This is a genomic window from Roseococcus microcysteis, from assembly GCF_014764365.1.
Taxonomy (GTDB): Bacteria; Pseudomonadota; Alphaproteobacteria; order Acetobacterales; family Acetobacteraceae; genus Roseococcus; species Roseococcus microcysteis.
Genome location: NZ_CP061718.1, coordinates 2,602,266 through 2,616,177, shown reverse-complemented (window position 1 = coordinate 2,616,177; position 13,912 = coordinate 2,602,266). Strand labels below are relative to the sequence as shown.

Sequence of the window (13,912 nt, the reverse complement as noted above, 5' to 3'; positions counted from 1 at the left end):
ACCCGGCGAGGGGTTGGTCGGGGAGGGGGCCGTTGAGGCACAAATCATGAAACGGGACTTTCGAACACCGCGCGGCAAGGAGCTTCCCATACCGGGCAGGTTCAAGCCAGATGATGTTTTTGCGGGGAAAAGTCCATATCGGCAGCAGGTGAGTCCCCCGCTCGGACATTAAGCCATGATACTGAATTTTTTCACAACTACAGGAATATTGCTGCAATATCTTTTACTTTTTTTCGCCTGACGAAGCGGCCGGCGACGTGGCGGGGCTTTTTTCGTTACTGCGGTGGCGCGAGGCCGAAGGCGGCGACGGATGGCAGGCATGGCGCCAGGTGGTCAGCTTGCGGCCGGCGGCGTGCCCTCTTCGGCCGTGGCCGGGGTCAGCACCGCGCCGATCGTGGCGGGAGAGGTGGCCGCCACGTCGAAGCTCTCGCGCAGCGCCGGCGCCGGGGCGGCGCGCTGCCGCAGGCGCCACAGGATGAAGGCCAGCAGCGCGGCATGGGTCGCGGCCATGAACAGGAACAGCCCCCCGCCGGGCGCGGCCTGCAGCAGCAGCGCCGCCAGCACCGGCCCCAGGATGGACCCGAGCCCATTGACCAGCAGCAGCGAGGAGGCCGTGCCCACATAGTCCGACGGGTCGGCATGGTCATAGGCATGGGCGGCCGCCAGCGAGTAGCAGGGCAGCGCCACCGCCCCGAACAGGGCGATGAGCACCAGCAGCGCCACCCCGCCCGGCGCCAGGACGAACAGCGCGAGCCCCGTGGCGATGGCGAGCAGGAGCAGCGCCGCCAGCACCAGGCGCCGGTCCATCCGGTCCGAGAGCCGCCCCACCGGGATCTGCGTCAGGGCGCCCGCCAGCACGGCCACCGTCATGAAGACCGCCGCCCCCCGCGCATCGAGGCCGAAGCCCATGGCGGCGACGGGCCCCAGCCCCCAGAAGGCCCCATTGGCCACGCCCACCATCAGGCTGCCCACCAGCCCCGCTGGCGAGGCCCGCCACAGCCGGCCCGGGCGGAAGCGCACCTCCGTGATCGGGGGCGGCTGTGGCAGGCGCGTCAGCGCCACCGGAATGGCCGCGACGCTGATCAGGATGCCGGCGAGGGCAAACAGCTCGAACCCCGACACCGGATAGGCGAAGAGCATCATCTGCCCGCCCGCCATCGCCGCGTGGTTGATCATGATGTAGGTGCCGAGCAGCAGGCCGCGCGTGGCGTTGGTCGCGCGGTCATTCAGCCAGGATTCGACCACCAGGTAGAAGACGGCGAGGCCATAGCCGAAGCCGAAGCGCATCAGCGCCCACGACACCTCGCCCACCAGCAGCGGATAGGCGAAGGCCACGGCCGAGACGCCGCAGACCACCGCCGCGAAGGCGCGGATATGCCCGGCCGAGCGCACCAGATGCGGGCCGTGCAGGCAGCCCGCCACGAAGCCCGCGAAATAGGCCGAGCCCAGCAGGCCGATGGCGACCGCGTCGAACCCCTCCGCCGCCCCGCGCAGGGGCAGCAGCAGCGTCAGCAGCCCGTGGCCGGTCAGCAGCAGGGCCACGCCCGCCAGCAGCGTGGCCACCGGGCGCAGCACGCCGAGCATCAGGCTCAGCGCCCGTTGCGCGCCAGCGCGCGGTCGAGATGGGCCATCACGTCGCCGATCACGTCCTCCCTCGTCCAGCCGAACACGTCATAGCCCGCGCCCGCAACCTCGCTGCGCCACCAGCGGTGGCGGCTGGCTTCGGCCTGGCGGGCGCCGCCCAGGGCGAAGGCCGCCTCCTTGATGGGGCGCAGCCGCACCGTATAGGTGAAGCGCCGCCCATCGGGCAGTTCCGCCTCCAGCGCGATGCCATTCGCGGGTTCCACCACCGTGGCGGTGCCGCCGCGCCGCGCCAGTTCCTCCGCCACGGCCTGCAAGGCGGGCCGCACCGAGGCGTCGAGGTGCCGTTCGGCCGTGCCCCGGCCGGGGCGGTGCAATGTGGCGCCCAGCCGCCTTTGCCAGCCCTCCGCGGCGGGGGCGCGGGCGGGCAGGGTGCCGGCCCGGGCGTCCTCCTCCTCACGCAGGGAGCGCGCCAGCCCCCAGCAGGCGAGAAGGATGATCACGGCGAAGGGCAGCGCGCCGATCAATGTGGCCGTCTGCAAGGCGGACAGCCCGCCCGCGATCAGCAGCACCGCCGCCACGGCGCCGATGGCGATGCACCAGAAGATGCGCTGCCAGACGGGGCTTTCCTCCGCCCCGCCGGAGGCGATGGTGTCCACCACCAGCGCCGCGCTGTCGGCCGAGGTGACGAAGAAGGTCACGACCAGCAGCGTCGCCACCCAGGCGGTGATGGCCGAGAGCGGCAGGGCTTCCAGGAACTGGAACAGGGCGGCGGTCTCGTCCCGCGCGACGGCGGCGGCCAGCCACCCGCCCTGCGCCATGTCCATCTGGATGGCGGTGTTTCCGAACACCGTCATCCAGGCGAAGGTGAAGCCGGCCGGTGCCAGCAGCACGCCCAGGATGAATTCGCGGATGGTGCGGCCGCGGCTGACGCGCGCGATGAACATGCCCACGAAGGGCGACCACGCGATCCACCAGCCCCAGTAGAGCAGCGTCCAGCCGCCCAGCCAGCCCGAGGGTTCATAGGCGTGCAGGCGGAAGGTGCGGCCCACGATGTCGGCCAGGTAGGCGCCGGTGTTCTGCACATAGGCCTGCAGCAGGAACAGCGTCGGCCCCGACACGAAGACGAAGACCAGCAGGGCGCCCGCCAGCACCAGGTTCAGGATGGACAGCCGCCTGATGCCGCCATCCAGCCCCAGCAGCACCGAGCCGAGTGCGATGGCGACGACGCCCGCGATCAGCATGACCTGCACATCCTCGCCCGTCCGCAGGCCAAGGAGGTAGGCGAGGCCCGCATTCATCTGCGCGGCGCCGAGGCCGAGCGAGGTGGCCACGCCCAGGATGGTGGCGATGACGGCGAAGGCGTCCACCGCATGGCCCGCCGCCCCGCGGTAACGCTCACCGATGAAGGGGTAGAGGGCGGAGCGGATGCTCAGCGGCAGGCCGCGGCGGAAGCTGAAATAGGCCAGCACCAGGCCCACCACCGCATAGACCGCCCAGGCGTGCAGGCCCCAGTGGAAGAAGGTGGCGATCATCGCCTCGCGCGCCGCGCCCACGCTTTGCGGGGCGCCGGCGGTGCCGGGCGGTGGGGCGGCGTAGTGCATGACGGGCTCGGCCACGCCGAAGAACATGAGGCCGATGCCCATGCCCGCGCTGAACAGCATGGCGAACCAGGAGCCGGTGCCGAATTCGGGCTTCTCGTCATCCGCGCCGAGGCGCACGGCGCCGTGCCGCCCCAGCGCGATGACGATGGCGAAGACCAGGAAGATGCCCACCGCCAGCACGTAGAACCAGCCGAAACGCTCGATCACCCAGGATTGCGCGGTGGTGAAGGTGGCGGCCGCCCGGTCCGGCATGAGGCCGGCGAAGGCGACCAGCGCCAGCAGCGCGAGGCCCGAGGCGCCGAAGACCGGCCAGCTGATGGTGAGGCGGGGTTTGGGGGTTTCGGCCGTGGTGGCTCTGGTTGTGGGGGTGGTGTCATCCATCTTTCGGCCTGGCTCAAGTTTCGTCAGGTCCAACCGTTTTGGCGACCGGAGGTTGCCAAGGCGGGGTGGGTTTGGCCTGTCAGATGCCGTTGGGGGAAGGCTGGATCAGCTCCGGGGGCGCTGGCGCACTCGTCGTGCGTTGCATCGGCCTGGCGCGCGCCACGGCGCGGACCACGCTGGCGAACCTAGCCTATAACATGCGCCGCCTGGCGTGGATCGGCGGGAGAGGTGTGCCCGCCTGACCGCTCTCGACGCCGAAAAACACCACGCTGACCGCCGCCCAGAGGCGGAACAGGCAATCCGAACGGCTGCTCCCCGTGCATCGGCGCTATCTCCAACACTCACCAGCAACCAAACACCGGGTTATTTCGAGTTGTCCGCGCGACTGCCGCTTTGGACACCGGGTCTCCAGCATTCAGGGTGGCCGCACGCCTTACCTTGATCTGGTCACGCAAGAATCTTGGTGGACGCGAAGAACTCATCTGAAAATATTATCTCGCCACCCGTGAAAAGGACATGACTTACGTATTTCTGAGAACTCGAAAGCGATAGCTGCGAGCCAACGTCTACATTCTGAACAATACCAATTTTTATAGTTTTATTGGGATGCACTCGGTAAACCCATTTTTTTTCTCGCGCACCCTGAGCATCAACTCGATCATAAGACTGCTCTCCGAAAAAGATGCCAGTTCGACGCTGTATGTTAATAATTTCTCTCATGTCGTCTTGAGGGATAGCGCGGTAATTCTGCCTGAATGATAGGATGGTGTCTAAGTTCACCATAAAAGCCTCTTGGTCGAAAAAATGCGCGACGAACATGTTGCTGACGCCGGATCGTCTTTGCCACTCGCTGAGGCGATCCAAATCTTCTTCCTTGACGAAGATGTTTGGCGCGGTCGGTGGGGCGGGAGCCTTCTTCGGCAGCTTCTGTCCTGGCTCGTAGGGTTTAGGTAACTTGTGTCGGCCCTTCATGTCCGCGGCCTTATAGGGAGAGAACTCTACCTCGAAGGCTGCGCACGCTTTTCTATAGACAAAATCTGGAAGCCCGCTCCGCGACATATCATCTAAAGCAAAATCAGCATCAAGGAAGAAAGCTTTTTCCTGATCGCTCAGATCATTTTTACAATATACAAGAAGATCAGGCTCCTTTATTGACTCATCACCCGGATCAATTTCGTTAGATTCCGTGAATTTAGAAAGACCAAATCGGATTGCCACAATGTCGGGGTGGGCGTTAAGGTGCCGAAAAAATATATCTTCTGCCCAGCGGCTTGTCTGAAATTTCTGCTTGTAATCTGAGCCGCGGCCGCGCTTTTTTCTGGTAATCTTGATCTCGGTTAGAGGGAGTAGTGTTTCGGTCATGCCTGCTTTCCTCCTGCTTCTGCGCGCGAAAGCAGGGCGGAAAGCGGCATCTTCAATGCCGATGCGAGCCGCCAGAGCACACTGAGGGTCGGATTGCGCCGACCTCGCTCGATGCCACTGATGTAGGTGACGTGGAGACTAGACCGGGCGGCGAGTTCCTCTTGCGACCAGCCGCGGCTGATTCGTTCGTCACGGATCGCCGTTCCCAAGGCTCTGTCTAATGCAACACGGCCTGCTCGAAGCGGTTCTGGGATGGCGCCACACCCTCACTTTCTCTCACTCACGGTGGCGGCACCGGCTCAAATTAAACCACAGACAATGAGTCAACTCGCGCGCGTTCTATGCGGTATCAAGCGTGCACATCACGCAAGGGTATCAACTGAGTCGTGGGCCTTGCTGCATGTCGAGGAACCATCTCGAATCTCGGAGCGAGACGAGTCGATTCGTGAAGTGGCCATCGGTGCATCAGGCAGCAGCGCCAGCCGGCTCCGGCGTAACCCCGCTCTCCGTCAGCATGGCGAGGCAACATCCAAGGTAGGAAGCACCATGGACCATCCTGTCGTTCAAGCTCTCCCCGCGACCGGTCCGAAGCGGGAAGCCCTTCGCGAGAAAGGTCAATTCTGGACGCCGGATTGGGTAGCGGACGCAATGGTGGCTTGGTGCGCAAAGGACGCTGACCACGTGTTTGATCCCGCAGTTGGTGCGGGAGCCTTCTTCCGAGCGGCGAAACGGCTTGCCGCCCGGACCCGTGCACCCCGGGAACTACTTGGCACTGAGATTGATCCGAAGCAGATCGTACTTGGATGCGAATTGGGGCTCGCGCAGACAGATTACGAGAAAGTGGTCGTGACCGACTTCATGCGGCACCGATTTGAGCGACGCTTTGCCTCGGTGGTCGCGAACCCGCCGTACGTCCGCCATCACCGCTTTCACGAGGACTACAAGGCAGAGCTAAGGGCCTACGGCCTTCAGGTGACCGGGAATGAGTTGGACGGCAGAGCCGGTCTGCATGTGTTCTTCCTCATCAAAGCGTTGACCTTGCTACATACGGGCGGACGCCTTGCTTTTATCGTTCCCGCTGACACGTGCGAAGGTCGCTTTGCTCCGCCGCTGTGGGCATGGCTTTCCAAGCGCTTTCAGATTGAAGCAGCAGTCACCTTCGCGCCGTCCGCCTCGCCGTTTCCGGGCGTGGATACCAATCCCATCGTGTTGTTCATCCGTAATGCGCCCCCTTCTAAAAACCTCTGGTGGGGCCATGTGGCCGCGGCGCACACGAGCGAGTTGCTAGCATGGTGCGAGAAGGGACTCGGGCCATGGTCGTCTTCCGAACTCCAAGTTGTGCCTCGGGAAACGTCAGAGGCAGTGAAGACGGGTTTGACGAGGCGCCAGCCGGCGGACGGCCACGCCGACACCGTTCTCCTAGGCGATCTGTTCAGAGTGATGCGCGGTATTGCCACTGGTGATAACGAGTTCTTCTTCATGGACCGGGGACAGGTCAACCACCTTGGGCTGCCCGCGTCGGCATTTGTGCGCGCTATCGGTAGGACTCGGGATCACACCGGAGAAACCCTTACGCAAGAGGCTCTCGATGCTCTTGAGGCGCGGGGCCGGCCAACTTTCCTGCTCTCTCTTGGCCGCGAGCCTATTGAGAGTCTACCGCCTAGCGTGCGCGACTATCTGAAAGTCGGCGAGGCGAAGGGCCTTCCAAAGCGCCCCCTCATCGCACAGCGTTCGCCTTGGTATCGCATGGAGCGCCGTGACCCTCCCGCATGGCTGTTCGCCTATCTTGGCCGGCGCAACTGTCGCTTCATCCGCAACGTCGCCGGCGCGGTGCCCCTTACTGGCTTTCTTTGCGTCTACCCGCTTGCCAAGCGGGCAATTGACCTTGAAGCGGCGACGCGGGCGCTGAACGATGAGCGAACCATTGCAAACCTTCCGTTTGTTGCAAAGAGCTACGGGGGTGGAGCTCTAAAGGTGGAACCACGCAACCTGGAGCGGCTCCCGATCCCGGCCGCAGTTCTGCGTGAGTATGGGCTAGAGCCGCCTGCGCAGCCGCCCCTGCTCTGATCCGTGCGCGCGACGCTAGAGATGGCATCCTCCACTAGGCTTCACCTAGGCCCTCACGGCTGCGCCGACTGTCCGGTCTAATTAGGGGCCGCTCCATCTCCGTCCTGGCTCAGGTACGCCACTCAGCGGAAGCGCGACCAGAAGGCGACGGAAGGAGGCCGGTCTGAGAGGGACGGGAGACTGCCTTACGAAAAGCCAAAACCAAGCCCCCCAAAGCTGTTAGGAACTGCCATGAGGGGCCGAGAATTACCCCATACAAATTGGTAGCTTGAGAGAATTCACTGGCGGACAGGGTGGGATTCGAACCCACGATAGGCTTTTGACCTATACGCACTTTCCAGGCGCGCGCCTTCGACCGCTCGGCCACCTGTCCCGCTGGGCGCCCTCCATACGCGCGGCGCGCCCCCTTCGCAAGCTAGGGTGCCGCTCAATCCCCGCGCAGCGCCGCCCCCGCGGCCAGCGGCGCCATCGGGGCCGCCAGGGCCAGGATCGCCGCCTCCAGCAGCAGATAGGGCCGGGCCTCCAGCCCGCTCGCCGCCGCCTCGATGGCCGCCGCGCCAAAGATCACGGCCGGGATCGCCAGCGGCAGCACCAGCAGCGGCAGCAGCACCCCGCCCCGCCGCGCGCCCAGGGTCAGCGCCGCCCCCGCCGCGCCGAACACCGACAGGATGGCCGAAGCCAGGCCCAGCGAGAGCATCGCCACCCCCCAGGCCTCGATGGGCAGGTTCAGCAGCGCGGCGGCCACGGGGGTCGCCAGCACCAGAGGAATGCCGGTGGTGCACCAATGCCCCAGCGCCTTGGCCCCCGCGATGGCGGCCGGGTGCAGGCCGGACAGCAGCAGCTGGTCCAGCGAGCCATCCTCCGCCTCCGCCCCGAACAGCCGGTCCAGCGGCAGCAGCGCCGCCAGCAGGGCCGAGGCCAGCAGCGCCCCCGGCGCCAGCCGCGCCAGCAATTCGGGCGAGGGCCCGACGCCGAACGGGAAAAGTGCGGCCACCAGCACGAAGAACAGCACGGCCGAGAGCGTATCGGCCGGGTGCCGCAGAGCCAGGCGCAATTCGCGGCCGACGAGAGCCCTCACAGCCGCAACTCCCGCGCATCGGGCAGGGGCAGGGGCAGGTGCGTGGCCGCGATCACCATGCCCCCCCGCGCCCGATGCGCCGCCAGCAGCGGCCCCAGCCGCGCCACCGAGGCCGTATCCAGCCCCACCGTCGGCTCATCCAGCAGCCACAGCCCGCAGGGCGCCAGCGCCAGCCGCGCCAAGGCGAGCCGCCGCTTCTGGCCGGAGGACAAGACCCGCGCCGGCAGGTCGGCCAGGGGCAGCAGGTCCAGCGCCTCCAGCGCGGCGGGCACGTCGCCGCCATGCAGTCTTGCGTAGAAGGCCAGGTTCTCGGCCGCGCTCAGCGCCGGCTTCAGCGCATCCTGGTGGCCCAGGTAGCGCAGGCGGGCGCCATGGGTCACGCGATCGGCCAGGGCGTCCTCGTTGTTCCACAGCAGCCTGCCCTCGGCGGCGGGCAGCAGCCCGGCCAGCACGCGCAGCAGGGTGGATTTGCCCGCGCCATTGGCACCGGTCAGCAAAAGCGCCTCTCCGGGCGCCAGCGTGAACGAGATTTCCGCGAAAACGAGGCGTTCCGCGCGCCAGCAGGCCAAATCTTGCGCGGTGAACAGGGCCGCCTCCATGGACCCGCGCAGAAGGCCATGCTTAAACGCGCGGCGCAAGAGTTGTTGGGGAAGCCGGCCAATGCGCATGATCGGGCATGACAGCCTCCAGACCGGACGCGAACTCCGGGTGGATGGCAAGACCTACAAGTATTTCAGCCTGCCGGAAGCGGCGGCCAAGATCGGCGACATCGCGCGCCTGCCCTATTCTTTGAAGGTGCTGCTGGAGAACATCCTGCGCTTCGAGAATGGCCGCTCCTACACGGTGGAGGACGCGAAGTCCCTGGCCGGCTGGCTGGCCAATGGCGGCAGCTCCACCAAGGAAGTGCCCTTCCGCCCCGCCCGCATCCTGCTGCAGGACTTCACGGGCGTGCCGGCGGTGGTGGACCTCGCCGCCATGCGCGACGCGCTGGCGAAGCTGGGCGGCGACCCGCGCAAGGTGAACCCGCTGGTTCCCGTGGACCTGGTCATTGACCACTCGGTCATGGTGGACGTGTCCGGCACGGCCAACGCGCTCCAGAAGAACGTGGACATCGAGTTCGAGCGCAATGGCGAACGCTACGAGTTCCTGCGCTGGGGCCAGGAAGCGTTCAACAATTTCCGCGTGGTGCCGCCGGGCGCGGGCATCTGCCACCAGGTGAATCTGGAATATCTGGGCCAGGTGGTCTGGACCACGACCGATGCGGGCGACACCTATGTCTACCCCGACAGCTGCTACGGCACCGACAGCCACACCACCATGATCAACGGGTTGGGCGTGCTGGGCTGGGGCGTGGGCGGCATCGAGGCCGAGGCCGCCATGCTCGGCCAGCCCATCGCCATGCTGATCCCGGACGTGATCGGCTTCCGCATCACCGGCAAGCTGAAGGAAGGCGTCACCGCCACCGACATGGTGCTGACGGTGACGCAGATGCTCCGCAAGAAGGGCGTGGTCGGCAAGTTCGTCGAGTTCTTCGGCCCCGGCCTTGGCAACATGCCGCTGGCCGACCGCGCCACCATCGCCAACATGGCCCCGGAATACGGCGCCACCTGTGGCTTCTTCCCGGTGGACGAGATCACGCTGGGCTATCTGAAGCTGTCGGGCCGCGACGAGCACCGGGTGAACCTCGTGCGCGAATACTGCAAGGCCCAGGGCATGTGGCGCGACGAAAACTCGCCCGACCCGGTCTTCACCGACACGCTGGAACTGGACCTCGGCACGGTCGAGCCCTCGCTGGCCGGCCCGAAGCGCCCGCAGGACCGCGTGGCGCTGGGTTCGGTGGCCTCCTCCTTCGCCAAGGACCTGGCCGCCGGCAATATGGGCGTGCCGGGGGATGAGGCGAACAAGCGCGTGCCGGTCGAGGGGTCGAACTTCGACCTCGGCCATGGCGATGTCGTGATCGCGGCCATCACCTCCTGCACCAACACCTCCAACCCCTATGTGCTGGTGGCGGCGGGCCTCGTGGCGCGCAAGGCGCGGGCGAAGGGGCTGCGGCCGAAGGCCTGGGTGAAGACCTCGCTCGCCCCCGGCTCCCAGGTGGTGACGGACTACCTGAACGCCTCCGGCCTGACGGAAGACCTGGACGCCATGGGCTTCCAGACGGTCGGCTATGGCTGCACCACCTGCATCGGCAATTCCGGCCCGCTGCCGGACGCGATGGTGGACGCCATCGAGGGCAACAAGCTGGTCGTGGCCGGCGTGCTCTCGGGCAACCGCAACTTCGAGGGCCGCGTCCACGCGAACGTCCGCGCGAACTACCTGGCCTCGCCCCCGCTGGTGGTGGCCTATTCGCTGGCCGGCAGCGTGAAGCTCGACCTGACGAAGGAGCCGATCGGCACCGGCAGCGACGGCAAGCCCGTGATGCTGGCCGACATCTGGCCGAGCCAGGAGGAGGTGGAAGGCATCGTCCACTCCGTGCTGACGCGGCAGATGTTCATGGACCGCTACAAGGACGTGTTCAACGGCACGACCCAGTGGCGCGCCATCAAGGTGGATGCGGGCAGCGACACCTACCGCTGGAACAGCGGCTCCACCTATGTGCAGAACCCGCCCTATTTCGAGGGCATGACCATGGAGGTGAAGCCGCTCGCCTCCGTGAAGGGCGCGCGCATCCTGGGCCTGCTGGGCGACAGCATCACGACGGACCACATCTCGCCCGCCGGCAACATCCGCAAGGTCAGCCCGGCCGGCGAATACCTGATGGAGCACCAGGTCCGGCAGGCGGATTTCAACAGCTACGGCGCCCGCCGCGGCAACCACCAGGTCATGATGCGGGGCACCTTCGCCAACATCCGCATCAAGAACGAGATGGTGCCGGGCATCGAGGGCGGCATCTCGAAGCACTACCCCTCGGGCGAGACGGCGCCGATCTATGACGTCGCCATGCGCTACAAGAACGAGGGCGTGCCGCTGGTGGTGTTCGGCGGCAAGGAATACGGCACCGGCTCCTCGCGCGACTGGGCGGCCAAGGGCACCTTCCTCCTGGGCGTGAAGGCCGTGATCGCCGAGAGCTTCGAGCGCATCCATCGCTCGAACCTGGTGGGCATGGGCGTGCTGCCGCTGGTCTTCAAGGAAGGCGAGAACCGCCAGACCCTGGGCCTGACCGGCGACGAGACGGTGGACATCCTGGGCGTCGAGGAGCTGAAGCCCCGGATGATGATGCCCATCATCATCACCCGCGCCGATGGCACCCAGGTGAAGACCGAGGTGCAGTGCCGCGTGGATACGGCCGATGAGGTGGAATACTACCGCAATGGCGGCATCCTCCACTACGTGCTGCGCGGCATGGCGGCCTGAGGCTGCGCCTGACACCGGGGGCGGCACCCCGCCCCCGGCCCTTCTGACATGACCGCGGCACTCACCGCCCTGCTGGGCGGGCTGGGCCTCTTCCTCCTCGGCACCTGGATGATGACCGAGGGGTTGAAGGCCGCGGCCGGGGGCGCGCTGCGCGCCATCCTGCAATCCTGGACGCGGTCCCCGCTGCGGGGGCTGCTGGCCGGGTTCCTGATCACGGCGCTGGTGCGGTCTTCCAGCGCGGTCACGGTCGCGGCCATCGGCTTCGTGAATGCGGGGCTGCTGAGCCTGACCCAGGCCGTCTGGGTGGTGTTCGGCACCAATGTCGGCACCACCACCACCGCCTGGCTGGTGGCCTTCATCGGCATCCGCTTCGACATCGGCGCCGCCGCTTTGCCCATGCTGGGGGTGGGGATGCTGCTGCGCCTGCTGGCGGGGGGGCGGCCCCGGCTGGCGGGGCTGGGGCAGGCGCTGGCCGGGTTTGGGGCGTTCTTCCTGGGCATTGATATTCTCCAGGACGGCTTCGCCGGGCTGGCGCCGCGCATCGCGGAGCTGGGCCTGCCCGAGAGCGGGCCCATTGCCATCCTGGGTTTCCTGCTGCTGGGCGTGCTGCTGACGCTCGCCACCCAATCCTCCGCCGCCGCCATGGCCATCGCGCTGACGGCGAGTGCGGGGGGTGCCGTGCCGCTGGAACTGGCGGGGGCGGCGGTGATCGGGACGAATATCGGCACCACCTCGACCGCGCTGCTGGCCAGTATCGGCGCCACGGCCCCGGCGCGGCGGGTGGCCATGGCGCATATCGTCTTCAACCTGCTGACGGGGACGGCCGCGCTGCTGCTGTTGCCCTTGCTGCTGGGGCTGAGCCGATGGATCCCCGCCGTCCTGGGCGCGGGCGAAGACATGCCCACCGTCCTGGCCGTCTTCCACACCCTGTTCAACCTGCTGGGCGTGCTGCTGATGTGGCCGCTGGCGGGGCGGATGGTGCGCTGGCTGGCCGGCCGCTTCACCTCGCCGGAGGAGGAACTCGGCCGCCCCCACCACCTGGACGCCACCCTGCGCGAGGTGCCCGAACTGGCCGCGCAAGGGCTGGAGCGGGAGGTGGCGCGGATGCTGGCCCTGGCCGCGCAGGGGGCGGCGGGGCGCATCCGCCCGGGCGCCGGCCCGACGCCGGAAGCCGAGCTGCGCGCCGTGGCGCCGCTGGGGCAGGAGGTCCGGGGCTTCGTGGCCCAGCTCAACGCCGCGCCCCTGCCGGAGGGCGTGGCCACGGCCCTGCCGCATCTGCTCCGTGCCGCCCAGCATGCGGAGGCCATCGCGGCGCTCGCGGCCGGGCTGGACGAGGCGGCCGCCGCCCCCGCGCAACGCGCCGCCCCCGCCCCCTGGGCCGAGCTGCGGATGCGCGCGCTGGAGGCGCTGACGCCGGTGATGGCCGATGATGTGGCGGCGTCCCGCGAGGCGGAGGCCGCCTACCAGGTGGTGAAGGCCGCGCTGCTGGCGGCGGCGGCGCGCGGCCAGGTGAATGTGTCGGCGCTGGATGCCGCGCTGCTCCAGGCGCAGCTTCTGCGCCGGATGGCCGAGGCGGCGGTGAAGGGGCGGCGCCGCCTGCGGGCGGGCCACCCCGACGCGGCGCCGGAACTGGCTTCCGACTATTTCAGCTCGGGTTCCGGGCGGCCGTAATAGGGAGGGGGCGGCGGTTGCGGCGTGGTGACCACGCCGGTGGCGACACCGACGGCACCGCCGGTGATGGCGCCGATCGCGGCGCCCCGGCCACCGCCGATCATGGCGCCGAGCGCCGCGCCGGCGCCGGCGCCGATCAGTCCGCCGCCCGCGGCGCGCTGGGCCGGGTCATTGGGGTTGGTGCAGCCGGCCGTGGCGAGCGCGGCGGCGAGGGTCAGGGGCAGGGCAAGGCGGCGCATTCGTGGCGGCTCCTCTGGTGTGACCCAGGGAGCCTATCACAAACGCGCCGTTGACTCACCGGTAGTAGTAGCCGCGGCCGCGCGGGCGCTGCGGCGTGGTGATCACACCCGTGGCGGCACCGACCGCACCGCCCGTGATGGCACCGATGGCGGCACCGCTGCCACCGCCCGCCATGCCGCCCAGCAGGGCACCGGCGCCGGCGCCGATCAGGCCGCCACCGGCGGCGCGCTGGCCTTCGCTGTAGGGGTTGGTGCAGCCGGCGGTGGCGAGCGCGGCCACCAGAGCGGCGGCGAGGGTGAATTGACGGGTCATGGCGTCACTCCTTGTTCAACGTCTTCCCGCTCTGGTTGCACCAGGAAGGCGGCGGGAAAATGGGGGCGGCTGTCACTTTGCCGCCAGCATTCAACCATCTTGGGTTGGGTTGGTTGCGCGGAAAGGGGGGCGGCGTCTCAGGGCGAACCACTCCGGGATCCGGCCGCAAGGCGGCCGGCGCCGCCCAGGCAACCGCGCCCCAGGCGCACCCGCCGCGCGGCGAAAGCCAAGCGGCCGGAGGCCGCGCCCGGCGCCTGAGGGC

At 67.7% G+C, this 13,912-nt stretch carries 11 protein-coding genes and 1 tRNA gene; 3 read left to right on the top strand and 9 right to left on the bottom strand.

The annotated features are described in order from the left end of the window. Positions 1-333 precede the first annotated feature (333 nt). From ICW72_RS12635 to ICW72_RS12620, 4 genes are all read right to left on the bottom strand, one after another. Positions 334-1,584: an MFS transporter gene (locus tag ICW72_RS12635; protein WP_191083033.1), complete on the bottom strand. Its 1,251-nt coding sequence runs from the start codon at positions 1,582-1,584 to the stop codon at positions 334-336. Between the two features lie 5 nt (positions 1,585-1,589). Beyond that, the gene (locus ICW72_RS12630; RefSeq protein ID WP_191083032.1) at positions 1,590-3,566 is read right to left on the bottom strand and encodes a BCCT family transporter; all 1,977 of its coding nucleotides are present in this window, start codon (positions 3,564-3,566) and stop codon (positions 1,590-1,592) included. 447 nt (positions 3,567-4,013) lie between these two features. Continuing rightward, the gene (locus ICW72_RS12625) at positions 4,014-4,928 is read right to left on the bottom strand and encodes a hypothetical protein (protein WP_191083031.1); all 915 of its coding nucleotides are present in this window, start codon (positions 4,926-4,928) and stop codon (positions 4,014-4,016) included. Continuing rightward, complete coding sequence (locus ICW72_RS12620) at positions 4,925-5,137, bottom strand: helix-turn-helix domain-containing protein (RefSeq protein WP_223880566.1); 213 nt, start codon at positions 5,135-5,137, stop codon at positions 4,925-4,927. The genes ICW72_RS12625 and ICW72_RS12620 overlap by 4 nt, the downstream gene beginning before the upstream one ends. Before the next feature lie 337 nt (positions 5,138-5,474). Between ICW72_RS12620 and ICW72_RS12615 the strand changes: the two genes are divergently transcribed. Next, the gene (locus ICW72_RS12615) at positions 5,475-6,995 is read left to right on the top strand and encodes an N-6 DNA methylase (protein ID WP_191083030.1); all 1,521 of its coding nucleotides are present in this window, start codon (positions 5,475-5,477) and stop codon (positions 6,993-6,995) included. 282 nt (positions 6,996-7,277) lie between these two features. Here the strand turns inward: ICW72_RS12615 and ICW72_RS12610 are convergent. The 3 genes from ICW72_RS12610 to ccmA form a co-directional block, all read right to left on the bottom strand. Then, positions 7,278-7,368: transfer RNA gene (locus tag ICW72_RS12610), tRNA-Ser, on the bottom strand. Positions 7,369-7,422: 54 nt separating this feature from the next. Continuing rightward, on the bottom strand, positions 7,423-8,073 hold the full coding sequence (gene ccmB / locus ICW72_RS12605) for a heme exporter protein CcmB (RefSeq protein ID WP_191083029.1): 651 nt from the start codon (positions 8,071-8,073) through the stop codon (positions 7,423-7,425). After that, complete coding sequence (gene ccmA / locus ICW72_RS12600; protein WP_191083028.1) at positions 8,070-8,672, bottom strand: heme ABC exporter ATP-binding protein CcmA; 603 nt, start codon at positions 8,670-8,672, stop codon at positions 8,070-8,072. Before ccmA ends, ccmB begins: the two co-directional genes overlap by 4 nt. 61 nt (positions 8,673-8,733) lie before the next feature. On the opposite strand from ccmA, the gene acnA reads away from it, so the two are divergent. Together acnA and ICW72_RS21085 are read left to right on the top strand one after the other, a co-directional pair. Then, the gene (gene acnA, locus ICW72_RS12595) at positions 8,734-11,427 is read left to right on the top strand and encodes an aconitate hydratase AcnA (RefSeq protein WP_191083027.1); all 2,694 of its coding nucleotides are present in this window, start codon (positions 8,734-8,736) and stop codon (positions 11,425-11,427) included. Between the two features lie 48 nt (positions 11,428-11,475). Continuing rightward, a complete protein-coding gene (locus ICW72_RS21085; protein ID WP_191083026.1) occupies positions 11,476-13,098 on the top strand; it encodes a Na/Pi cotransporter family protein in 1,623 nt (540 codons plus the stop codon). On the opposite strand, the gene ICW72_RS12585 is transcribed toward ICW72_RS21085, so the two are convergent. Then, positions 13,068-13,337: a YMGG-like glycine zipper-containing protein gene (locus ICW72_RS12585; protein WP_191083025.1), complete on the bottom strand. Its 270-nt coding sequence runs from the start codon at positions 13,335-13,337 to the stop codon at positions 13,068-13,070. The two genes, ICW72_RS21085 and ICW72_RS12585, sit on opposite strands and share 31 nt — an antisense overlap. A 55-nt stretch (positions 13,338-13,392) precedes the next feature. Further along, a complete protein-coding gene (locus tag ICW72_RS12580; RefSeq protein ID WP_191083024.1) occupies positions 13,393-13,650 on the bottom strand; it encodes a hypothetical protein in 258 nt (85 codons plus the stop codon). Positions 13,651-13,912: the final 262 nt, after the last annotated feature.